General features: G+C 71.2%; 21 protein-coding genes and 1 pseudogene. 7 read left to right on the forward strand and 15 right to left on the reverse strand.

All coding sequences use genetic code 11. The features are described 5' to 3' along the window. Positions 1-2 precede the first annotated feature (2 nt). The 5 genes and pseudogenes from NMN56_RS38615 to NMN56_RS38635 form a co-directional block, all read left to right on the forward strand. Positions 3-986, forward strand: coding sequence for an ABC transporter ATP-binding protein (locus NMN56_RS38615; RefSeq protein WP_274045430.1), 984 nt, complete (start codon positions 3-5; stop codon positions 984-986). Further along, entirely contained in the window at positions 983-1,885 is a 903-nt protein-coding gene (locus NMN56_RS38620) for an ABC transporter permease (RefSeq protein WP_274045432.1), read from the forward strand. The genes NMN56_RS38615 and NMN56_RS38620 overlap by 4 nt, the downstream gene beginning before the upstream one ends. Before the next feature lie 99 nt (positions 1,886-1,984). Beyond that, positions 1,985-2,902, forward strand: coding sequence for a TauD/TfdA dioxygenase family protein (locus NMN56_RS38625; protein ID WP_274045434.1), 918 nt, complete (start codon positions 1,985-1,987; stop codon positions 2,900-2,902). Positions 2,903-2,958: 56 nt separating this feature from the next. Further along, positions 2,959-3,570, forward strand: a complete 612-nt coding sequence (locus tag NMN56_RS38630) for a winged helix-turn-helix domain-containing protein (protein WP_280842857.1) — start codon at positions 2,959-2,961, stop codon at positions 3,568-3,570. A gap of 61 nt (positions 3,571-3,631) precedes the next feature. Next, positions 3,632-4,393 (forward strand): annotated as a pseudogene (locus NMN56_RS38635) (LLM class flavin-dependent oxidoreductase); the annotation flags it as partial. On the opposite strand, the gene NMN56_RS38640 reads toward NMN56_RS38635, so the two are convergent. The 15 genes from NMN56_RS38640 to NMN56_RS38705 all read right to left on the reverse strand — a co-directional run bounded on the left by NMN56_RS38640 (position 4,312) and on the right by NMN56_RS38705 (position 18,086). Beyond that, positions 4,312-5,103 carry a sirohydrochlorin chelatase gene (locus NMN56_RS38640; RefSeq protein WP_274045436.1) on the reverse strand — a complete coding sequence of 264 codons (792 nt, stop codon included), beginning with the start codon at positions 5,101-5,103 and terminating at the stop codon, positions 4,312-4,314. The pseudogene NMN56_RS38635 and the gene NMN56_RS38640 overlap by 82 nt on opposite strands. Next, positions 5,103-6,140 carry an ABC transporter permease subunit gene (locus NMN56_RS38645; RefSeq protein ID WP_274045437.1) on the reverse strand — a complete coding sequence of 346 codons (1,038 nt, stop codon included), beginning with the start codon at positions 6,138-6,140 and terminating at the stop codon, positions 5,103-5,105. The genes NMN56_RS38640 and NMN56_RS38645 overlap by 1 nt, the downstream gene beginning before the upstream one ends. Then, positions 6,127-6,888: an ABC transporter ATP-binding protein gene (locus NMN56_RS38650; RefSeq protein ID WP_274045438.1), complete on the reverse strand. Its 762-nt coding sequence runs from the start codon at positions 6,886-6,888 to the stop codon at positions 6,127-6,129. Before NMN56_RS38650 ends, NMN56_RS38645 begins: the two co-directional genes overlap by 14 nt. A 280-nt stretch (positions 6,889-7,168) precedes the next feature. Further along, positions 7,169-8,269 (reverse strand): ABC transporter substrate-binding protein, encoded by a 1,101-nt coding sequence (locus tag NMN56_RS38655; protein WP_274045440.1) that lies wholly within the window; start codon positions 8,267-8,269, stop codon positions 7,169-7,171. Positions 8,270-8,425: 156 nt separating this feature from the next. Next, positions 8,426-9,757: a sulfate adenylyltransferase subunit 1 gene (locus NMN56_RS38660; RefSeq protein WP_274045442.1), complete on the reverse strand. Its 1,332-nt coding sequence runs from the start codon at positions 9,755-9,757 to the stop codon at positions 8,426-8,428. Between the two features lie 2 nt (positions 9,758-9,759). Further along, on the reverse strand, positions 9,760-10,716 hold the full coding sequence (gene cysD / locus NMN56_RS38665; RefSeq protein WP_274045443.1) for a sulfate adenylyltransferase subunit CysD: 957 nt from the start codon (positions 10,714-10,716) through the stop codon (positions 9,760-9,762). Then, entirely contained in the window at positions 10,713-10,850 is a 138-nt protein-coding gene (locus NMN56_RS38670; RefSeq protein ID WP_274045445.1) for a hypothetical protein, read from the reverse strand. The genes cysD and NMN56_RS38670 overlap by 4 nt, the downstream gene beginning before the upstream one ends. Continuing rightward, entirely contained in the window at positions 10,847-11,380 is a 534-nt protein-coding gene (gene cysC, locus NMN56_RS38675; RefSeq protein ID WP_430542825.1) for an adenylyl-sulfate kinase, read from the reverse strand. Before cysC ends, NMN56_RS38670 begins: the two co-directional genes overlap by 4 nt. 56 nt (positions 11,381-11,436) lie before the next feature. Then, the gene (locus NMN56_RS38680; RefSeq protein WP_274045448.1) at positions 11,437-12,153 is read right to left on the reverse strand and encodes a phosphoadenylyl-sulfate reductase; all 717 of its coding nucleotides are present in this window, start codon (positions 12,151-12,153) and stop codon (positions 11,437-11,439) included. Further along, on the reverse strand, positions 12,150-12,350 hold the full coding sequence (locus tag NMN56_RS38685) for a hypothetical protein (protein ID WP_274045449.1): 201 nt from the start codon (positions 12,348-12,350) through the stop codon (positions 12,150-12,152). Before NMN56_RS38685 ends, NMN56_RS38680 begins: the two co-directional genes overlap by 4 nt. A gap of 34 nt (positions 12,351-12,384) precedes the next feature. Further along, on the reverse strand, positions 12,385-14,109 hold the full coding sequence (locus tag NMN56_RS38690; RefSeq protein WP_274045450.1) for a nitrite/sulfite reductase: 1,725 nt from the start codon (positions 14,107-14,109) through the stop codon (positions 12,385-12,387). Between the two features lie 213 nt (positions 14,110-14,322). Continuing rightward, positions 14,323-14,406, reverse strand: coding sequence for a putative leader peptide (locus NMN56_RS43145; RefSeq protein ID WP_347178817.1), 84 nt, complete (start codon positions 14,404-14,406; stop codon positions 14,323-14,325). Positions 14,407-14,522: 116 nt separating this feature from the next. Further along, complete coding sequence (locus NMN56_RS38695; RefSeq protein WP_274045451.1) at positions 14,523-15,494, reverse strand: hypothetical protein; 972 nt, start codon at positions 15,492-15,494, stop codon at positions 14,523-14,525. A 2-nt stretch (positions 15,495-15,496) separates the two neighbouring features. Next, a complete protein-coding gene (locus tag NMN56_RS38700; protein ID WP_274045452.1) occupies positions 15,497-16,075 on the reverse strand; it encodes a GNAT family N-acetyltransferase in 579 nt (192 codons plus the stop codon). Positions 16,076-16,244: 169 nt separating this feature from the next. Next, positions 16,245-18,086, reverse strand: coding sequence for an ABC-ATPase domain-containing protein (locus NMN56_RS38705; protein ID WP_274045453.1), 1,842 nt, complete (start codon positions 18,084-18,086; stop codon positions 16,245-16,247). Between the two features lie 267 nt (positions 18,087-18,353). Here NMN56_RS38705 and NMN56_RS38710 point away from each other — a divergent pair, with 267 nt between their 5' ends. Further along, positions 18,354-18,785, forward strand: a complete 432-nt coding sequence (locus NMN56_RS38710; protein WP_274045473.1) for a VOC family protein — start codon at positions 18,354-18,356, stop codon at positions 18,783-18,785. A gap of 233 nt (positions 18,786-19,018) precedes the next feature. Next, on the forward strand, positions 19,019-21,427 hold the full coding sequence (locus tag NMN56_RS38715; RefSeq protein ID WP_274045454.1) for an excinuclease ABC subunit UvrA: 2,409 nt from the start codon (positions 19,019-19,021) through the stop codon (positions 21,425-21,427). The last annotated feature ends 32 nt before the right edge of the window (positions 21,428-21,459 follow it).

Below are 21,459 nucleotides of genomic sequence, written 5' to 3' on the forward strand. Positions count from 1 at the left end.
CGATGACCACGAAGCCGATTCCGAAGATCCGGTTCGAGAGGGTGGGCATGACCTTCCCCGTCCGTGCCCCGCGCGGAGCACGAGCCCGTATCAGCTCCGGTGCGCGGGACCCCGCGCGGAGCCCCGCCGGGGCCGGGTTCACCGCGCTGGAGGACATCGAACTGGACATCGCCGACGGCGAGTTCACCGTTCTCGTCGGCCCCAGCGGGTGCGGCAAGTCCACGCTGCTCGACCTCCTCGGCGGGCTGGCCCTGCCCACCTCGGGACGCGTACTGCTCGACGGCGAGCCCGTCACGGGGCCTGGACGCGACCGGGGCACCGTCTTCCAGCAGTACGCGCTGCTGCCGTGGCGTACCGCGCGCGGCAACGTGGAATTCGGGCTGGAGGCCGCCGGTGTGCCCCGGCGTGAACGTGCCGAGCGCGCGGGGGAGTTCCTCTCCCTCGTCGGCCTCGACGGGTTCGGTGACCGGCATCCGCACGAGCTGTCGGGCGGTATGCGTCAGCGGGTCGCCATCGCCAGGAGCCTCGCGTACGACCCCGATGTGCTGCTCATGGACGAGCCCTTCGGCGCGCTCGACGCGCAGACCCGCGAGTCCCTTCAGGACGAACTGCTGCGCGTGTGGCAGCGCACCCGTAAGACCGTCGTCTTCATCACCCACAGCATCGACGAGGCCGTGCTGCTCGGGCAGCGCGTCGCCGTGCTCACCTCGCGGCCCGGGCGCGTCAAGGAGGTCGTGCCGATCGCGCTCGGTGACGGCCGTGCCGACATCCGTGCGGGCGGCGGCCGTGCGGACAACGACCTTGCGGGCGGCGGCCGTAGCGGTGACGTTCCTAGCGGTGATGACCGTACGGGCGGCGGCCGTGGCGGCGTCGAAGACCCGCGCTCCACACCGGAGTTCGCCAGGCACAGGCACCGCATCTGGGAGCTGCTGCACGACGAGGTCAGCCGTGCGCAGGAACTGGAGCGGGAGGCGGTCGCCCTATGAGCGCCGGCGCCGCCCTCACCGACGCCCCGGCCCCTGAGACGGCGGCGGCCGAGCGGCACGGGGGCACCGCTCCACGTGTCACCGGGCCGCGCGGGCCCGGTCCGGCGCGGCGGTTGCTGGGGCTGGTCGGTGGGCTGGTCGGTGGGCTGGTCGGTGGCGTGCTGCGGCGTACGGCCGCGGTCCTGGCGCTGCTCGCGCTGTGGGAGGCCGCACCGCGCCTCGGGTTCGTCGACCGGATCTTCCTGCCGCCGTTCTCCGAGGTCGCCGTCGCCTGGTGGGAACTGCTCGCCGACGGGCAGCTCCTCGACGACGCGCGCGCCAGCCTCGTCCGCTCGGCCACCGGGTTCGGGCTCGCCGTGCTGGTGGCCGTGCCGCTCGGGCTGCTCATCGGCTGGTACAGGCCCGTCGCCGAGCTGCTCGGGCCTCTGCTGGAGGTCTTCCGCAACACGGCGGCGCTCGCCCTGCTGCCCGTGTTCGTATTGCTGCTGGGGATCGGCGAGACCTCCAAGGTCTCCATCGTCCTGTACGCCTGCACCTGGCCCGTACTGCTCAACACCATCAGCGCCGTACGCACCGTCGACCCGACGCTGCTGAAGCTGGCGCGCAGCGTGAACCTGCCGCCGTGGCGGCTGTTCCAGAGGGTGATCCTCCCGGCCTCCGTGCCCGCTGTCTTCACCGGTATACGGCTCGCCGGCGCCGTCGCCATCCTCGTGCTCGTCGCCGCCGAGATGGTCGGCGCCAAGGCGGGGCTCGGCTTCCTCATCAACAACTCGCAGTTCAACTTCGCCATCCCGCAGATGTACGCGGGCATCCTCACCGTCTCCCTGATCGGGGTGGCGTTCAACCAGCTGCTCGTCGCCCTGGAACGCCGCTTCACGTCCTGGCGGACCTCCGGCTGAGCGGTTCGGGACCGGTACGGGGTCCGCGTACGAAACCCCGTCGGAGCGAGCCGCCGCCCCGCCGCCGCAACCGTTCAACACCCCTGAAAGGAAACGCACATGACAAGCTCGGACACCCGCTTCGACATCCGCCGTGTCGGTGGCCGTATCGGCGCCGAGATCCTCGGCATCGACCTGTCGGCCGCGCTCGACCCCACCGTCGTCGCGGAGATCAGCTCCGCGCTCCTCACCCACAAGGCGCTCTTCTTCCGGGACCAGCATCTCGACGACGCCGACCAGATCCGCTTCGCCTCCCTCTTCGGCGCACTCACCACGGCGCATCCGACCGTCCCCTCCGTCGAGGGCCGTCCGAACGTGCTGCCTGTGGACGCTGGTGAGGGCGTGCGCGCCAACCGCTGGCACACGGACGTCACCTTCGTACGCACCCCGCCCAAAGCCAGTACCCTGCGCAGCCTCGTCGTTCCGCCCTACGGCGGCAACACGCTCATCGCCAACACGGCTGCGGCCTACGCCGACCTGCCCGAGGCGCTGCGCGCGCTCGCCGACCGGCTCCGGGCGGTCCACACCAACGCCCACGACTACGCCGAGCCGCAGCACGCCGGGAACGTGGAGGCGGCCGAGCGGCGCAGGGTGTTCACCTCGCGGCTGTGGCGCACCGAACACCCTGTCGTCCGGGTACATCCCGAGAGCGGCGAACGCGCCCTGTTCCTCGGCGGGTTCGCACAGGAACTCGTCGGGCTCAGCTCCTCCGAGTCCCGCGATCTGCTGCGCATCTTCCAGGCGTACGTCACCCGCCCCGAGAACACCGTGCGCTGGTCCTGGGCCCCAGGCGACCTCATCCTCTTCGACAACCGCAGCACCCAGCACTACGCGCCCGACGACTACGGCGACCTGCCGCGCCGCCTCCACCGCGTCACCGTCGCGGGTGATGTGCCGGTCGGGGTCGACGGCACGCACAGCCGCGCTCTCGAAGGGGACGCGGCCGAGCACTACACCCCTGCGGGGGCCGCACGATGACCGCGCCCGCTCCGACCGTCCTGCGCGCGCCCGCCGTCCTGCCCACACCTACTGTCTTGCCCGCTCCCACCGTCCTGCCCGCAGCCGGTCCGGGGCGTGGCAGGCTGCGCGGCGGGCAGGCCGTGGGCTACCTCGTCGTCGTTCCCGAGGGCACGGACCCGGCGGAGCTGCCCCATTACGTGGCACGCGCCGAGGCGGCGTACGTCGAGGCGGTGTACGCCGATGCGGCGCACACGGGGGCCGCGAACGCCGATGCCGTGTACGCCGATGCCGTGTACGAGGAGGCCGCGTACGCCGATGCCGCGTACGAGGAGGCCGCGTACGAGGAGACGGCCGCGCGTACCGGCGCGGGCGTGTCCGGCGCGGGGTCTGCCCCGGGCCGCGGTGAGGGTGTCGAGATCGACCGTGAGCGGCACACCGTCCATGTGGACGGGGCCGAACTCGCCCTCACCTACCTGGAGTTCGAGCTTCTCGCGCACCTCGCGGCGCACCCCCACAGGGTGCACTCGCGCGAGCACCTCATCGCCGGGGTGTGGGGCTACGGCCAGCACATCGGCGACGGCCGCACCGTGGACGTCCACATCGCCCGCCTCCGCCGCAAGCTGGGCCCCGCACACCGGGCCCGCATCGTCACCGTCCGCCGTGTCGGCTACAAGTACGCCCCGTAATGCCGGTTCCGGACGACACGGCACCACCCCCGTACTCGCCCCCGTGCGCGCACACCCCCGCCTCGACAAGGAGGCGCGTTACGCCCGTACGGGCGAATTCCCGCACGTTGTAAGGGAGTTGTGGGGCGGCCGTACGGTCGACCTGGACGGCGCGCACGTCCAGGTCGAGGGTGCCGCGCTCGCGCGCCTTCCGGAGCCCGTGCCCGATGTGTACTTCGGCGGCAGCTCGCCCGCCGCGCTGCGGGTCGCGGCGCGTTCGGCTGATGTGTACCTCACCTGGGGTGAGCCGCCCGCGCAGGTGGCGGAGAAGATCGAACGGGTGCGGGCTCTGGCGGCGGCCGAGGGCAGGAGCCTGCGCTTCGGCATCCGGCTGCACACGATCTACCGCGACACCTCCGAGCAGGCATGGGCCGAGGCCAGCCGCCTCCTGGACGGCTTCGACCCGGCCGCCGTCGCACGCGCCCAACAGGGCCTGGGCGCCGGCGAGTCGGAGGGCCAGAAGCGCATGCTGGCACTGCACGGCGGCAGCCGCGACGGCCTGGAGGTCCACCCCGGCCTATGGGCGGGCATCGGCCTCGTACGCGGGAGTGCGGGCACCGCGCTGGTGGGCAGCCATGCCGAGGTCGCCGACCTCATCGAGCAGTACCGGCGTATCGGGACCGAGGAGTTCGTCCTGTCCGGGTACCCGCACCTGGAGGAGGCGTACTGGTTCGGCGAGGGGGTGCTGCCCCTCGTACGCCCTCAGCCCGCCGTGGCCGCCAGCAATCCGGCTTCGGCCGGTGGTGAACCGGCCCGGAAGCGGGAGGCGGTCGCCTCGGTGTAGCGCTGCGCGACGACGCGGGCGAGTTCGGGGGCCGCGCCGAGTACGGGGGCCAGTACCTCGGCCCCCGACTCGTGCGCCCCCGCCGCGATGCGGTCGGGCAGGCGGCCGGGAGCCAGTACGTACGGGGCGACGGCGACGCGGCGTGCGCCGTCGGCGCGCAGTGCGTGTACGGCCTCGGCCGTGCGGGGGAGTGCAGCGGAGGCGAACGCAGGCCGCACGGCGCACCAGCCAGTGGTGCGCCGCCACTCCCGCGCGATTTCTGCGATCACTGCGATCGCCTCCGGGTCCGATGAGCCGGCGGAGGCCAGGACGACGCCGGTGGAGGAGGTGTCCTCCGGCCTCAACCCGGCCTGGCGCAGGCGGCGTTCGAGAGCTGTGACGAGCAGCGTGTGCGGGCCCAGTACGTCCGCCTGGCGTACCTCCATGCCGGGCAGGTGCCGCGTGGCCTCCGTCAGTACGGCCGGGATGTCGGTCTTGGCGTGGAAGGCGCGGGTCAGCAGCAGCGGGACGGCGACGGCCTCGCGTACGCCCTCCCCGTACAGGCGGGCCAGCGCGTCCGGTACGGAGGGCGCGTCGAAGTCCAGGTGGCCCACCCGCACCCGCACCCCGGGCAGCGCGGAGCGTACCCGCGCGGCGAGCGCGCCGACGGTCGCGGCGTGTCGGGGACCACGGCTGCCGTGGGCGACGAGGAGCAGAGCGGGACGTGACATCAGCGCAGCAGCCCCCGGTGGCGCAGGACGCGGCGTTCCACGGGCGCGAAGATGAGCAGTTCGATGCCGATGCCGACGACCAGGATGAGCAGGATGGCGCCCAGCACGAGGGGCATGTCCTGGTACGAGCGGCCCGTCTCCAGCAGCTGGCCCAGTCCCGCGCCCAACTCCGGTGAGGTGGCGATGAGTTCGGCCGCCATCAGCGAGCGCCACGAGAACGCCCAGCCCTGCTTGAGGCCCGCGATGTAGCCGGGCAGCGCGGCGGGCAGCAGTACGTGGCGTACGCCGGTGAGGCCGGTCGCGCCGAGGACCTTGCCTGCGCGCAGGTGCAGCGGGTCGATCCGGTCCACGCCTGAGACCAGGCCGTTGGCGATGGAGGGGACCGCGCCCAGCAGGACGACCGCGTAGATCGTCGCGTCCGTCAGGCCGAACCAGATGATCGCCGCGGGGACCCATGCCACGGACGGCAGTGACTGGAGGCCGGAGAGGATCGGGCCTATCGCGGCCCGTACCGGGCCTACCCGTGCGACCAGCAGGCCCAGCGGTGTTCCTACTGCCAGCGCGACCAGGAAGCCGAGTGCGCCTCGGGACACGCTCTGCCAGACGATGCCGAGGATCGTGCCCTTGTACCACTCCTCGGCGAGTGCGTTCCAGACCATGAGGGGGCTGGGGAGCTGGTAGTGCGGTTTCAGTTCCAGCGCGAAGGCTAGTTGCCACAGGGCGAGGACGAGGGCTACGGCTACCAGGGGAGGTAGCGCCTTGGTGCGCAGGGTGTGGGTGAGGGGGGTGCGGGGGGTTGTGCCGGTGTTGTCCAGCGCGTCCAGGCCGGCCTCCAGGCCGGCCAGGTCTGTGGGGTGGGCTTGTTCCCTGGGTGTGGGGTGCGGTTGTTCCTTGGCGGTGGGGTGTGATTGTTCCTTGATGGTGGGTTGCGAGTGCTCCTGGGCTGTGGGTTGTGTTTGTTCCTTGGGCTTCGGCCCGTTTTGAGCTTCGCCCGGTGGCGCCGGACTCTGTGGGACGTGCGTTTCAGTGCTGGCCATGGCGGCGGATCTCCCCCCGGAGCTGTTCGGTGATCTCTACGGACAGGCCCGCCACGTCCGCGTCCTCGATACGGCGGGGGTGTGGAATGTCCACTTCCCATTCGCGGGCTATGCGGCCCGGGCGGGAGGAGAGCAGGACGACGCGTTGGGCGAGGCGTACCGCCTCGCGGACGTTGTGGGTGACGAAGAGGACGGAGACGTTCGTCTCCGACCAGATGCGCGTCAGTTCCTCGTGCAGCACGTCGCGGGTGATCGCGTCCAGTGCGGCGAACGGTTCGTCCATCAGGAGCAGTTGGCTGTCCTGGGCCAGTGCCCTTGCGAGGGCTACGCGTTGGCGCATGCCGCCGGAGAGTTCGTGTACGCGTTTGCCGTATGCGCCCTTCAGGCGGACCAGTTCCAGGAGGCGTTCCGCCTCCTGGGTCCTGTCGGCCTTGGGCAGGCCGCGGAGTTTGAGGGCCAGCTCGATGTTCCTGCCCGCCGTCAGCCAGGGGAAGAGTGCGTGCTCCTGGAACATCAGGGCCGGCCTGCCGCCTGGTACCTCGATGGTGCCGTGCGTCGGGCTGTCCAGGCCCGCCGCTAGGTTCAGCAGGGTGCTTTTGCCGCAGCCGGATGCGCCTAGGAGGGTGACGAATTCGCCGGGGGTGAGGGTGAGGGTGATGTTGTCCAGCACTTGTTGGTGGCCGAACGTTTTGGAGACGTTTTTTATTATTGCGGTCGGTGTTTTTGTTTGTGTTGTGGTTGCGGTCACTGGGTCACCTCCTGTACTGGATCTTCATATGGGGCTTCGCCCCTGTACCCCTGTTGTGGTTCCTGTGGTTTGAAGCCCGTTCCCGTTCCTGATGGGGCTTCGCCCCTTTCCCCGTTGGCCTCGCCGGCCGGGCGTCGGGGGGCTCCTCCCCCAGACTCCGTCCGGGGGGACCCCCACCCCGGCAATCCCCCCGCCAAAAGGGGCTTCGCCCCCTCTGGACTCCCCCGCCCGTATCGGGGCCAGCTCTCTATTTGGGTGGTCCCGGGACGGGTTGCGGGGCCTACTTGGGAGGTTGGGGGGTTTCGGGGAGGGGGGGTTTGCCTTGGGATTTGAGGATCTTGTTCAGGGGGGTCAGGTCGTAGATGTTGGTGAGGGTTGGTTTTTTTAGGAGGCCGGCTGAGGTTGCGTTGGCGGCCTGTTTTTTGAGGGTGGGGGCCAGGGGGTCGTCGGTGACGTCTATGTGGGAGAAGGCGTCGTCCAGGACGGAGGTGGGCAGGGGTTTGCCCGCGTCGCGGCGTAGGGCCTCGTTGATGTGCTTCTTGGCGGCTTCGGGGTGCTTGGTGATCCAGGCGTTGGCGGCTACGGAGCCGCGCAGGACCGCTTCTACGGCGGCCGGGTGCTTTTTGAGGAAGTCCTGGCGTACTACGAGGTTCGTGGTGACGAACTTGCCGTCCTTCCAGAGCTTCTTCTCGTCCAGGAGGACCTTTCCGCCCTTGGCCACGAGGGTGGAGGCGGTGGGTTCTGGGACCCAGGCGCCGTCGATGCCGCCCTGCTGGAAGGTGGTGGGGATCTCCTTGTTGTCCTGGCGCAGTACGGAGGTGGCGCCCTCGCCGGTCTCGGGGTTGACCTTTGTGCCCTTGGTGCGCAGGTAGTGGAGGAGGGCCACGTCCTGGGTGTTGCCGAGCTGGGGGGTGGCGATCTTCTTGCCCTTGAGGTCGCCCAGGGACTTCACCTTGTCGGGGTTCACGACCAGGGAGGCGCCGCCCGAGGTGGCGCCCGAGACGATGCGGAGGTTCTTGCCGCCGGACTTGATGTAGCCGTTGTTGGCGGGGGAGGGGCCGACCCAGGTCATGTCGACGGCCTTGGCGTTGAGGGCCTCGATGGCGGAGGGGCCCGCGTTGAAGACCTGGGTGGAGACCTTGGTGCCTCCCAGCTCCTTGGCGATGGGGCCGCCGTCGCGCAGGCCCACCAGGGGGGTGGCGTGGGTGACGTTCGGGAAGTAGCCGAGCTTCACCTCGTCCAGACCGTCGACCTTCTTGCCGCCGGCTGCCTTGGGGTCGGCGTCCTCGACCGCTTTGGAGCCGTAGCCGCAGCCGGTGAGGAGCAGCGTGGGCAGGGCTATCAGGGCGGTAAGGGCGTGTTTCCTGTGGTTGGCGGGCACGGAGGGGTCCTCTCGGGGCTGGCGTGCGGGGCTGGGTGGGGGAGCGTCAGCGCGCGCATGGGCCGACACCGCCCTGGCCGCTGCCCCGGACACCGCTGCCGATCCGGCCGCCGGTCTGGTCGAACGTCGAGAAGACCTCTCCTGGGATGGGCATGGTCAGAAGTCCCAGCTCTCGTCGGCTGTCCCGGTGTGTGCGGTGAACGCGTCGCCCGCCATGCCTGCCGTGAGGGTGCTGCCGTCAGCGGGGTCGATCAGCAGGAAGGAGCCCGTGCGGCGGGAGTCGGCGTAGGCGTCGACCGGCAGCGGCTCGGCCGTACGGAGGACCACGCGGCCGATGTCGTTGGCTGCCAGCTCTCCTGGCGCTGGGTGCTGGGAGAGGTCGGTGAGTGTGAGCCGCGAGGGGATGTCCTTGACGAGCGCCTTGACGGTGCGGGTGGTGTGCTTGAGCAGCACACGGTCTCCCGCCTTCAACGGCCTGTCGTGCAGGTGGCAGACGGTCGCGGTCAGGTCCTGCGTGGGCCGTACGGAAGCGTCGGCGGGTGCGATCAGGTCGCCTCGTGAGATGTCCAGGTCGTCGGCCAGCCGTACGGTGATCGACTGGGGCGCCCATGCGGTGTCGACGGACTCACCGAGCGCGTCGATGGCCTCGACGGTGCTCGTACGGCCCGAGGGGTGGACCGTCACACGGTCGCCGACGCGCAGCACGCCGGACGCCAACTGGCCCGCGTAGCCGCGGTAGTCGGGGTGGTCGGGGCTCTGGGGCCTGATGACGTACTGGACAGGGAAGCGGGCCGGGTCGGCCGTCGGGTCGTGGGCGACGGTGACCGTCTCCAGGTGCTCCAGCACGGTCGGGCCGCTGTACCAGTCCATGTGCGCCGAGGGCGTCACGACGTTGTCGCCCTCCAGCGCGGAGATCGGGATCGTGGTGACCTCGGGGACGCCGAGCGAGGTGGCGTAGTCGGTGAACTCGCGGGCGATGGCGGCGAAGACGGACTCCTCGTAGCCGACGAGGTCCATCTTGTTGACGGCCAGTACGACGTGCGGGACGCGCAGCAGGGCTGCGACGGCGGCGTGGCGGCGGGTCTGCTCGACCACGCCGTTGCGCGCGTCGACGAGGACGACGGCGAGTTCCGCCGTGGAGGCGCCGGTGACCATGTTGCGGGTGTACTGCACATGGCCCGGGGTGTCGGCGAGGATGAAGCGGCGCCTGGGTGTGGCGAAGTAGCGGTAGGCCACGTCGATGGTGATGCCCTGCTCGCGTTCGGCGCGCAGGCCGTCGGTGAGCAGGGCCAGGTCGGGGGCTTCCTGGCCGCGTGCCTGTGAGGCGAGCGAGACGGCTTCCAACTGGTCGGTCAGCACGGACTTGGAGTCGTGCAGCAGCCGTCCTACGAGCGTGGACTTGCCGTCGTCGACGCTGCCGGCCGTGGCGAAGCGCAGCAGCGAGGTGGAGCCCGCTTCCAGGCTGTCCGCTGCGATGGTCGCTGTCATGATCAGAAGTACCCTTCGCGCTTGCGGTCTTCCATGGCGGCCTCGGAGAGCTTGTCGTCGGCCCGGGTCGCGCCGCGTTCGGTCAGCCGGGAGGCGGTGATCTCGGCGATGACCTTCTCGATGGTGTCGGCGTCCGAGTCGACGGCGCCTGTGCAGGACATGTCGCCGACGGTGCGGTAGCGCACCTGGCGGCGCTCGACGCTCTCGGCGCCCTTGGGACCGCCCCATTCGCCGGGTGCCAGCCACATGCCGGAGCGGGAGAAGACCTCGCGTTCGTGCGCGTAGTAGATGGCGGGCAGGTCGATCTTCTCGCGGGCGATGTACTGCCACACGTCCAGCTCGGTCCAGTTGGACAGCGGGAAGACGCGTACGTGTTCGCCGGGGGAGTGGCGGCCGTTGTAGAGCTGCCACAGCTCGGGGCGCTGGCGGCGCGGGTCCCAGCCGCCGAACTCGTCGCGGAGCGAGAAGACGCGTTCCTTGGCACGTGCCTTCTCCTCGTCGCGCCGCCCGCCGCCGAACACCGCGTCGAAGCGGTGCTCGTTGATCGCCTCCAGCAGGGGGACCGTCTGGAGCGGGTTGCGGGTGCCGTCGGGGCGCTCGCGCAGGGTGCCGTTGTCGATGTGGTCCTGCACGGAGGCGACATGCAGCCGCAGCCCGTGCTCGGCGACCGTACGGTCGCGGTGGTCCAGCACCTCGGGGAAGTTGTGCCCCGTGTCCACGTGGAGGAGCCCGAAGGGGAGCGGCGCGGGCGCGAACGCCTTCAGCGCCAGGTGCAGCATGACGATGGAGTCCTTGCCGCCCGAGAAGAGGATGACGGGCCGCTCGAACTCGCCCGCCACCTCACGGAAGATGTGTACGGCCTCCGACTCCAGCGCGTCCAGGTGGGACAGTGCGTACGGGCTGCCGGACCCCTCGTCGGGCCCGGTGGCCGCCGTTGTCGCCGTTGTCGCCGTGCTCATCGTTCCTCCCCGTTCGTCGCTTCGGCCGCGCGGTGCGGCGCTGCCTTCGTCTGCGGCTGCGGTCCGTCGGCCGCGCGGCAGCCCGCGGTGTACGAGGTGAAGTGCGGCCCGGCAGCCGCTCGCACGAGGCTCACAGCAGTCCCCTCTCCTTCAGCAGCCCGTGCAGCAGCAGGGCCGACTCCTCCACGGTCCTGTCATGGGTCTCGATCCGCAGGTCGGGCTCCTCGGGGACCTCGTAGGGGTCGTCCACGCCGGTCAGGCCCGAGAGTTCACCCGCGGCCTGCCTGGCGTAGAGGCCCTTCACATCGCGTGCCGAGCACACGTCGACGGGTGTGGCGATGTGCACCTCCAGATAGCCGGTGCCCTCGGCCTGGTGCCGTTTGCGTACGGCCTCGCGGCTGTCCGCGTACGGGGCGATCACGGGCACGAGCACGGTCACGCCGTGCGAGGCGAGCAACTCGGCGACGAAGCCGACGCGTTGGACGTTCGCGTCGCGGTCGGCACGCGAGAAGCCGAGCCCGGCGGAGAGGAACGTACGGATCTCGTCGCCGTCCAGCACCTCGACCCTGTGGCCCTCGGCGGCCATCCGCTGAGCGAGGGCCGTGGCGATCGTCGTCTTGCCCGCGCTCGGCAGGCCGGTCAGCCACACCGTGGCTCCAGTCATCCGTCTCTCCTGGCCTCTTCCCTGGTCCGTTCCGCGGCCCGTCGCCGCCGGGGCCTTCATCCGTGCAGCCCGCACTCTGTCTTGCCGCGGTCGGCCCAGCGGCCCGCGCGTGCGTCCTCGCCCGCCAGGACGCGGCGGGTGCAGGGCGCGCAGCCGACGGAGGCGTAACCGTCGGTCAGCAGCGGGTTGGTGAGCACGCCGTTGCGTGCGACGTAACGGTCCACGTCGTGCTGGGTCCAGCGGGCGATGGGTGAGACCTTGACCTTTCCGCGCTTCTCGTCCCAGCCGACGACCGGGGTGTGTGCCCGGGTCGGCGACTCGTCGCGGCGCAGGCCCGTCGCCCACGCGTCGTAGGAGCGCAGCCCCTGCTCCAGCGGCTGCACCTTGCGCAGCGCGCAGCACAGGTCGGGGTCGCGGTCGTGCAGCTTCGGGCCGTACTGCGCGTCCTGCTGCGCGACGGTCTGGCGCGGCGTGAGGGTGATCACCTCGACGTCCATGACCGCCTCCACCGCGTCCCGGGTGCCCATGGTCTCGGGGAAGTGATACCCGGTGTCGAGGAAGACGACCTTGACGCCCGGGAAGGCGCGCGAGGCGAGGTGCGCCACGACGGCGTCCTCCATGGACGAGGTGACGCAGAAGCGGTGCCCGAAGGTGTCGGCTGCCCAGCGCAGCACGTCCAGTGCCTCGGCGTTCTCGAAGTCGCGCCCCGCCTGTTCGGCGAGGTCCCTCAACTCGCCTGGTGAGCGCTGCTGTTGTATGGGCGCTGTGCTCATGGGGACGGGTCCTCTCCGTCGGTGTGCGCCGGGCGCAGCCCGGCCGCGAGCAGCCCGAGGAACTTCAGCCGGAAGGCGCGGTTGCACGCGGCGCACTCCCATGCGGCGCCCCCGCCGGGCACGGAGCCCTCCTCGCTGGGGCGCAGGTCCTCGTCACCGCAGTACGGGCAGTAAAACGGAGCCGCTCGTTCACTCATGTCAGGTTGCCTTCCCAGCCCGGGCTCCTTTGGTTCATACCAAGTCACCCTCTGCTGCGCGTGCTGCCCACTGCGCGAACCGCTCGCCCTCGGTGCGCTGGCTGTCGTAGGCGAGCAGCACCCGCTCGATGTAGTCGGGGAGTTCGTCGGCCGTGACCTTCAGGCCGCGCACCTTGCGGCCGAAGCCGGGCTCCAGGCCGAGGGAGCCGCCCAGGTGCACCTGGTAGCCCTCGACCTGCTCGCCGCCGGCGTTGGTGACCAGCTGCCCCTTGAGACCGATGTCCGCGGTCTGGATACGGGCGCAGGAGTTGGGGCAGCCGTTGAGGTTGATCGTGACGGGCTGGTCGAAGCCGGGGAGCCGGCGCTCCAGCTCGTCGATGAGCCAGGAGCCGCGGCCCTTGGTCTCCACGATGGCCAGCTTGCAGAACTCGATGCCCGTGCAGGCCATCGTGCCGCGCCGGAAGACCGAGGGGCGCGCCGTGAGGTCCAGCGCCTCCAGGTCCTCGGTGAGCGGCTGGACCTGGTCCTCGGCCACGTCCAGGATGAGCATCTTCTGCTCGGCCGTGGTGCGGACGCGTCCCGAGCCGTGCGCCTCCGCGAGGTCGGCGATCTTGCTGAGGGTCGCGCCGTCGACGCGGCCCACGCGCGGTGCGAAGCCGACGTAGTAGTTGCCGTCCTTCTGCTGGTGCACGCCGATGTGGTCGCGCCACTCCTGCACCGGCTTCTCCGGCGCGGGCCCGTTCGCCATGGTGCGCAGCAGGTACTCGTTCTCCAGCACCTGGCGGAACTTCTCCGGGCCCCAGTCGGCGACCAGGTACTTGAGGCGGGCGCGGTTGCGCAGGCGGCGGTAGCCGTAGTCGCGGAAGATCGCGACGACGCCCTCGTGCACGTCGGGGACGTCCTCGATCGGCACCCAGGCGCCCAGCCTTACGCCGATCTTGGGGTTGGTGGAGAGCCCGCCGCCGACCCACACGTCGAAGCCGGGGCCGTGCTCGGGATGGTCGACGCCGACGAACGCCACGTCGTTGATCTCGTGCGTGACGTCCATGTGCGGGGAGCCGGAGACGGCCGTCTTGAACTTGCGCGGCAGGTTCGAATAGGCGGGGTTGCCGACGACGCGGCGGTGGATCTCCTCGATCGCGGGCGTCCCGTCGATGATCTCGTCCTTGGCGATACCCGCGACCGGCGAGCCGAGGATGACGCGGGGCACGTCGCCGCACGCCTCCGTCGTGGACAGCCCGACGCCCTCAAGCCGCCGCCAGATCTCCGGTACGTCCTCGATCCTGATCCAGTGGTACTGCACGTTCTGGCGGTCCGTGATGTCGGCCGTGCCGCGTGCGAACTCCTGCGAGATGTCGCCGACCACCCGCAACTGCCGGGTGGTCAGGCGGCCTCCGTCGATACGGACCCGCATCATGAAGTACTCGTCGTCCAGCTCCTCGGGGGTCAGCACCGCCGTCTTGCCGCCGCTGATCCCGGGCTTGCGCTGGGTGTAGAGGCCCCACCAGCGCATCCGGCCGCGCAGGTCGGAGCCGTCGATGGAGTCGAATCCCCGGTGCGCGTAAATCGTCTCAATGCGTGTCCGCACATTGAGACCGTCGTCGTCCTTCTTGTTCTGCTCGTTGGGATTGAGCGGGGTGAAGTGACCAGCGGCCCACTGCCCTTCGCCACGGTGGCGGCCCGCCTTGCGGCGGGCGGGAGCTGGCGGCGCCCCCTGCTCGGAGGCTTTGGGTGCGGGGCGCTCGGAGGTGTCGGCCATGGCGGAAGATCCTTCGGGCAGGCGGCGCTGGCGCGCGCGTGGGTACGCGGATACGTACGACGGGCGTGTGGCGGGGCGTGCGGGAACGGCCAACTCGCCTGTGTGCAGGCACAGTTGACCCTCGGTGGCGGGAAAGCGGAGACGGCTCACCCGCGACGGTGGGGGTGGCCCGCACTCAGGAGGGTGGTGTCAGAAACGGCGGTGCTGGGACTCTCAGCTCGCCGGACAGATGGCGCTGGACATGCGAGCGAGGTCGACGTGGCGCCGACTCACCAAGGCGATTCCAGTGCGAGACATGAGGGAAGCGTTGCACGGGCTTCTGATGCGAGTCCACCGTTATCCGTATGGCGGACAGATCCGTATCACGATGCGGTACGCGGGGCAGGGAACGGCCGACTCCACTGCCGGAAAGGTCATGACCTGCGCAGTACGTACAGGTTCTGCGCGTCCGGGTCGCCGAGGTAGCGGTACAGCTTCGGGCGCCCCTCGGAACCGAGTACCGACCACTCCGCGGTGCCGCCGCAGGCCCCGATCGAGACCCGCACCTTCTGCTGCCACGGGTCGCCCCCGCCCCCGGCCTCGTAGGCCCAACTGCCCTCGCCCGAACAGTAGGCGGAGCCTGCGGCTGCCCCCGCGCCGCCCGTGTCGTCCGCGTCGTCGGTGCCGCCCGTGCCGTCCGCCGAGTGCATCGCGAGGCCCGCGTACCCGGTGCCGTCCTGGCGCTCGGCGGGGGTGAGGTCGCGGGCCACGGCGTGCCCGCCCGGCATGAGCCGCAGGCTGCCGCCGTCGCCGTCCCGCCATGTGCCCTCCACACTGGAGGCCGAGAGCAGCGGCGGCTCGTACTGGGTGACCAGGCCCGTGGCATACGTGCCGTATCCCACGCCCACGGCGAGCAGCACGGCCAGCGTCCCCGCGCCCGCCGTGCGGGCCAGCGCCCGCCAGGCGCGCTCCTCGCCCCAGCGCTTCGAGCCGGGGGTGCCCCTGGTCCGCCGCCGCGCGGCACGCGCCGCCAGCGCGGCGACGCCCAGCGCGACACCCGAGCCCAGCCACCAGGCGAGCGTCGGAAGCAGCGCCGAGCGCATGGAGTTGCCGACCGCCCACACCGGAACGGCCGCGATGCCCACGGCGATCACCATGACCGCGCGCCACGACTCGCGCCGCACGCCCCGTGCCACAGCGAGCACAGGCAGCACCAGGCACACGGCCACCACCAGGCACCCCACGGCGAGCACCGGCACCAGCATCACGCTCAGGCCCGTACCGCCCATCACGTCGGGATGCTCGTAGGCGTACGACACGTACGAGCTGACCACCCACGCGAACATCGCCTGCCCGAACAGCGCCGTCGCCGCGACCAGTACGGCGCGCGCATACCCCCGTCGCACGGCTAGGCGCCGGGCCAGGGGCCAGGAGTGGGAACCACCGGCTGCTCCTCCGACTCCGTCCGGTAGAGCCGGAAGCCGCGCCGCTCGTAGTTGGCCCGCGCGTACTGCCCGTCCTTCGTGCAGGTGTGCACCCACACGCGCTTCGTGGGAGCGCGGCCCTCCCAGCGCCCGGCCATGTCCCACGCGCGTGCCGTCCCGTAGGCCAGCAGGTGCCCGCCGATGCCGCGTCCCCGGAAGGCGGGCAGCAGCCCGAAATAGCTGATCTCCACGGTGTCCACCGCCTCGGGCCGGCCGCCGTCCAGCTCGATGAAGCCGGCCGGCGTCCCGCGCTCGTACGCCACCCACGTCTCCACGCCTGGCCGCTCCAGGAACTCGCGCCAGCGCGCGTGCGTCCACACCAGCCGGTCCGTCCACGTCACGTCCTGGCCCACGGCCGAGTACAGGAAGCGGCTGAACTCGGGGCTGGGCACCTCGGCGCGCGCCACGCGCACCTCGTCCCCCGGTTCGCGCGCCGCCACCAGTTCACCGGCCGAAGCCTGCTCCAGGTACCACGTGGTGACGGTGATCCTCTGCTCGCTCATGGGTCCCAGTCCATCACGGCCACGCGCCACGCGCGGCGGCGCGTTCGTCATACGGACGGCTTCGCCGTACGGGCGGCAGCGTTGTACGAACGGTCGCCGTGCGGGCGGCTTCGTCGCGCCGGCGGCACGGAACCCGGCTCCGTACCCGGCTCCGTACCTGGCTCCGCGCCTACCGGCGCAGCATGCGCAGCCCCCGTACGCGGTTGAGTGCCGAGGCCGTCTCGTAGCGGCGGGGCACGGCGAAGTCCTCGTCGCGGACGGTGAGGAGGGTGGAGGTGGCGTCAGCCGTCAGCTCCCCGTCGAGGAGGGTGAGGGCCTCGGCCAGGGTGCGCCGGCCGTCCAGCATGCCGCGCCTGACCATGAGTTCGAGGGCGAGCCCGATCCCGGTCACCTGGCGCGGGTCGGCGATCTGCTCGACGGCGCGCAGGTCGACCTCGTGGTCGCCGAAGGAGAGCACGTCCTCGCCGCGTGCCCGGATGCGGGCGCGGCCCCGTACCTCGGCGTCCAGCGAGTCGGGGTCGGGGACGCGGGACACGACGCCAGGGAAGGAGTCGGCCTCCGCGTTCCTGCCCGTGGGCACGGACGCGATCTCGCGGGCACGCGCGGTGACATCGGAGGGGCGGTAGGCGTCCATCATCACGACGCGGTCGGCGACCTCCAGATAGTCGCCCGAACCGCCCATCACCAGCACGGTGGAGACACCGTGGTCGCGGTGGAGCGAACGGATGCTGTCCACGAGCGGGGTCAGCGGCTCGCGGTCCTTGGCCACGAGCGCCTGCATCCGCGCGTCCCTGATCATGAGGTTGGTCGCCGCCGTGTCCTCGTCGATGAGCAGCACCCGCGCACCCGCCTCGACGGCCTCGCAGAGCGAGGCGGCCTGCGAGGTGGAGCCCGAGGCGTTCTCGGTGGAGAAGTCGGTGGTGTCCGAGCCGTCCGGCAGATGGTCGACGAAGGCGTGTACGTCCACACGTTCCACGCGCCGCCCGTCCTCGGCCCGCAGCTTCACCGTCTCGCTCCGTGAGACGACCAACTCGCGCCCGTCGCCCGGCACATGGTCCCAGATACCGGTCTCCAGGGCCCGCAGCAGCGTGGACTTGCCGTGGAAGCCGCCGCCCACCACGAGGTTGACCCCCTCGGGCACGCCCATGCCGCGCACCTCGCCCGCGTGCGGCAGCGTGACCTTCACCCGCAGCTCCTCGGGCGAGGCGAACGGCACCACGCCGCCGCCCGTCGCCGGCCGGTCGTCGACGCCGCTGCGGCGCGGCAGTACGGCGCCCTCGGCGACGAAGCCGACGAGCCCGAGGCCGTCCAGCGCCTCGCGCAGCGCCACCGAGTCCTCGACGGTCTCCACGAACTCCCGTACGGCCTCCGCTTCCAGCGCGGCGTACCGCAGCGTGCGTTCGGCGGCGCCCGGCAGTACCTGGCACAGCAGCCGCTCGGCCTCACGCCCGTCGATACGGCGGCCACGGCCCGGCAGCGCGGCGCCCAGCCGCAGCGTGACCGAGCCGTCCTCGCCGCTGACCGTGCACGAACTGCGCTCCAGCACCTCCTGGCCGCCCGCGTCCACCCGCAGCGCCTTCTCCCCGCGCACGGCGTGCGCCGCCTGCCGCGCCAGATACGAGGCGAGGGCCCTGCGCCGGGTCGGGGTCTCCCACAACTCGGCCGGGAACGCGGTGAGTTGGGCAGGCACATGGAGGGCGACGCGTGCGGGCGGCGCATACGGGTCCGCCTGGCCCCGCACCAGTTCCAGGGTCTCGCCGCCGGGCAGCTCCCAGCGCCCGACGAGGCTCTTGTAGCGCCCGTACTGCGCGCCCTCCATCGACCGCAGCTCCCCGGCGAGCCCACTGCGGGTGCCCCCGCCACCACGCGGCTGCCGCTGGTCCTCGTGCGTGCGCGCTTCGTCGCGCCGTCCCGGCCCGCCGCCGTGCGCGCGCTGGCCGCCGTAGCCGCCACCGTGCCCACGCGGCCTGCCGCCTCCGCCGCCCCGATGCCCTCCGGACCGTTCCCGCACGCCGCTGCCCGCCTTTCCTCGCCTGTATGGGCCGTACGGGACGCGACGATACAGAACGGTCACCCCCGCCCGGCCTCACCGCCCGCCGCTCCCGCCGCGCCCCTCGCGGTGGCCCCGCCGTGAACGCCCGCAGACGGGTCGGGGCACGCTCCGGGGAGCGGCCGGCGTGTGCACCACTTCGGACCGGTCACGAATGGAGAAGCAGACCGGTCACGAATGGAGAAGCAGTTCACACGCCGCCGCCCGTAGGTTCGGCGCATGGACCACATGGATCTCAAACTCTCGCAGTGCTTCATCGCCGTCGACGACCACGACAAGGCTCTCCCCTTCTACCGCGACGTTCTCGGCATGGAGGTGCGCAACGACGTCGGATCCGAGGGAATGCGCTGGGTGACCGTAGGGCCGCCGGCCCAGCCGGACGTGAACATCGTCCTGGAACCGCCCCTCGCCGACCCCCACGCCTCGTCCGCCGACCGGCAGGCCGTGACCGAGCTGCTGGCGAAGGGGATGCTGCGCGGCGTCATCTTCCGGACCGGCGACTGCGACGAGACCTTCGAGCGCATACGTGCCGCGGGCGGCGACGTACTCCAGGAGCCGATCGACCAGCCGTACGGCGTCCGCGACTGCGCCTTCCGCGACCCCGCGGGCAACATGCTGCGCTTCCAGCAGCCCCGGGTCGCGGCCGGTCCGGGAGCGTAGCCAGGGGGTCGGACGAGCAGGGCCGCGGGCGTAGCCAGGGCGGGCCGGGCCAACGGACGAACCGAGCCGGCCAGCCAGACGAACCGAGCCGGCCGGCCACACGAACCGAGCCGGTCGGACGAGCCGGGCGAGCCGGACGAGCGGGGCCGGCCCCGGCCGGGCAAGGCCGACGGGGACAGCGCAGGCGTGCACCACGCAACCTAGGAAGAGTCACGATCTATGGAGAGGACACGATGAGCGAGGCCAGGAGAACGGACACGCAGGCGCCCGCGCCGCACGTCGCCGACCAGCACGATCTGATCCGCGTGCACGGCGCGCGCGAGAACAACCTCAAGGACGTCGATGTCGAGATCCCGAAGCGCCGGCTGACGGTGTTCACCGGCGTCTCCGGCTCGGGCAAGAGCTCGCTCGTGTTCGACACGATCGCCGCTGAGTCGCAGCGGCTGATCAACGAGAGCTACAGCGCCTTCGTCCAGGGCCTCATGCCGACGCTGGAGCGGCCCGAGGTCGACGTGCTCGACGGGCTGACGAGCGCGATCATCGTCGACCAGCAGCGCATGGGCGCCGATCTCCGCTCCACGGTCGGCACGGCAACGGACACCAACGCGATGCTGCGCATCCTGTTCAGCCGGCTCGGGCAGCCGCACTTCGGGCCGCCCAGCGCGTTCGCCTTCAACGTCGCCTCGGCCCAGGCGAGCGGCGCGATCAAGGTCGACCGCGGGGCCGGCAAGAGCAAGTCCGTGAAACAGACCTTCTCCCGGACCGGCGGTATGTGCACGCGCTGCGAGGGCAGGGGCGCGGTCTCCGACATCGACCTCACCCAGCTCTACGACGACTCCAAGTCGCTCGCCGAGGGCGCGTTCACCATCCCCGGCTGGAAGTCGGACAGCTTCTGGACCGTGCGCGTCTACGCCGAGTCGGGCTTCGTCGACCCGCACAAGCCGATCCGTGAGTACACCAGGAAGGAGATGCGGGACTTCCTCCACGGGGAGCCGGTGAAGGTGAAGATCGAGGGCGTGAACCTCACCTACGAGGGGCTCATCCCCAAGATCCAGAAGTCGTTCCTGTCCAAGGACAAGGAGGCGATGCAGCCGCACATCAGGGAGTTCGTTGAGCGGGCCGTCACCTTCACCACCTGCCCCGAGTGCGACGGCACCCGCCTCAGCGAAGGTGCCAGGTCCTCGAAGATCGAGGGGATGAGCATCGCCGACGTCTGCGCGATGCAGATCAGCGATCTGGCCGCATGGGTGCGCGACCTCGACAACCGGTCGGTCACGCCCCTGCTCACCGCGTTGCGGCAGACGCTCGACTCGTTCGTGGAGATCGGCCTCGGCTACCTCTCCCTCGACCGTCCCGCCGGCACGCTGTCCGGCGGCGAGGCGCAGCGCGTCAAGATGATCCGTCACCTCGGCTCCGCGCTCACCGATGTCACCTACGTCTTCGACGAGCCCACCATCGGGCTGCACCCCCATGACGTCCAGCGCATGAACGACCTGCTGCTGCGGCTGCGGGACAAGGGCAACACGGTGCTCGTCGTGGAGCACGAGCCGGACACGATCGCGATCGCCGACCACGTCGTGGACCTCGGCCCCGGCGCGGGCACGGCGGGCGGCACCGTCTGCTTCGAGGGCACCGTCGAGGGGCTGCGGGCCGGCGGCACCGTCACGGGCCGCCATCTCGACGACCGGGCGGCCCTCAAGGAGAAGGTGCGCACGCCCACCGGCGCGCTGGAGATCCGCGGGGCCACCACGCACAACCTGCGGGGCATCGACGTCGACATCCCCCTCGGAGTGCTCTGCGTGGTCACGGGCGTCGCGGGCTCGGGCAAAAGCTCGCTCGTACACGGGTCGCCGGCCGGCGGTCCGGGTGCCGGGGAGGGCGTGGTGTCGATCGACCAGGCACCGATCCGCGGCTCGCGCCGGAGCAACCCGGCAACGTACACCGGGCTGCTCGACCCGATCCGCAAGGCGTTCGCGAAGGCCAACGGCGTGAAGCCGGCGCTGTTCAGCGCCAACTCCGAGGGCGCCTGCCCCACCTGCAACGGCGTCGGCGTCCTCTACACCGACCTGGGCTTCATGGCCGGCGTGGCCACCACCTGCGAGGACTGCGAGGGAAAGCGGTTCGAGGCTTCCGTACTCGAACACCGCCTCGGCGGGCGCGACATCAGCGAGGTGCTCGCCATGCCGGTGACGGAGGCCGAGCAGTTCTTCGCCGAAGGCGAGTCCCGCACCCCGGCGGCGCACGCCGTCCTCGCCCGCCTCGCCGACGTCGGCCTCGGCTACCTCAGCCTCGGCCAGCCCCTCACCACACTCTCCGGCGGCGAACGGCAACGGCTCAAGCTGGCCACACACATGTCGGAAAAGAGCGGCACCTACATCCTGGACGAGCCGACCACCGGCCTCCACCTCGCCGACGTCGAGCAACTCCTCGGCCTGCTCGACCGCCTCGTCGACTCCGGCAAGTCGGTCATCGTCGTCGAACACCACCAGGCGCTCATGGCACACGCGGACTGGATCATCGACCTCGGCCCCGGCGCAGGCCACGACGGCGGCAAGATCGTCTACGAGGGCACCCCCGCCGACCTCGTCGCCGCCCGTTCCACGCTCACGGGCGAACACTTGGCGGCGTACGTGGGGGCTTGAGCCCGCCTGCCCACGGAACCCCGCGCTGACCT

The organism is Streptomyces iconiensis (genome assembly GCF_028657195.3).
Classification (GTDB): Bacteria; Actinomycetota; Actinomycetes; order Streptomycetales; family Streptomycetaceae; genus Streptomyces; species Streptomyces iconiensis.

Excerpts from the sequence above, each read along its gene's own strand:
- NMN56_RS38640 (WP_274045436.1), bottom strand. The coding sequence starts at position 5,103 with ATGTCACGTCCCGCTCTGCTCCTCGTCGCCCACGGCAGCCGTGGTCCC.
- NMN56_RS38660 (WP_274045442.1), bottom strand. The coding sequence starts at position 9,757 with ATGACAGCGACCATCGCAGCGGACAGCCTGGAAGCGGGCTCCACCTCG.
- NMN56_RS38710 (WP_274045473.1), top strand. The coding sequence starts at position 18,354 with ATGGATCTCAAACTCTCGCAGTGCTTCATCGCCGTCGACGACCACGAC.
- NMN56_RS38690 (WP_274045450.1), bottom strand. The coding sequence starts at position 14,109 with ATGGCCGACACCTCCGAGCGCCCCGCACCCAAAGCCTCCGAGCAGGGG.
- cysC (WP_430542825.1), bottom strand. The coding sequence starts at position 11,380 with ATGACTGGAGCCACGGTGTGGCTGACCGGCCTGCCGAGCGCGGGCAAG.
- NMN56_RS38615 (WP_274045430.1), top strand. The coding sequence starts at position 3 with ATGACCACGAAGCCGATTCCGAAGATCCGGTTCGAGAGGGTGGGCATG.
- NMN56_RS43145 (WP_347178817.1), bottom strand. The coding sequence starts at position 14,406 with ATGTCTCGCACTGGAATCGCCTTGGTGAGTCGGCGCCACGTCGACCTC.
- NMN56_RS38620 (WP_274045432.1), top strand. The coding sequence starts at position 983 with ATGAGCGCCGGCGCCGCCCTCACCGACGCCCCGGCCCCTGAGACGGCG.
- NMN56_RS38685 (WP_274045449.1), bottom strand. The coding sequence starts at position 12,350 with ATGAGTGAACGAGCGGCTCCGTTTTACTGCCCGTACTGCGGTGACGAG.
- NMN56_RS38715 (WP_274045454.1), top strand. The coding sequence starts at position 19,019 with ATGAGCGAGGCCAGGAGAACGGACACGCAGGCGCCCGCGCCGCACGTC.
- NMN56_RS38625 (WP_274045434.1), top strand. The coding sequence starts at position 1,985 with ATGACAAGCTCGGACACCCGCTTCGACATCCGCCGTGTCGGTGGCCGT.
- NMN56_RS38700 (WP_274045452.1), bottom strand. The coding sequence starts at position 16,075 with ATGAGCGAGCAGAGGATCACCGTCACCACGTGGTACCTGGAGCAGGCT.
- NMN56_RS38645 (WP_274045437.1), bottom strand. The coding sequence starts at position 6,140 with ATGGCCAGCACTGAAACGCACGTCCCACAGAGTCCGGCGCCACCGGGC.
- cysD (WP_274045443.1), bottom strand. The coding sequence starts at position 10,716 with ATGAGCACGGCGACAACGGCGACAACGGCGGCCACCGGGCCCGACGAG.
- NMN56_RS38680 (WP_274045448.1), bottom strand. The coding sequence starts at position 12,153 with ATGAGCACAGCGCCCATACAACAGCAGCGCTCACCAGGCGAGTTGAGG.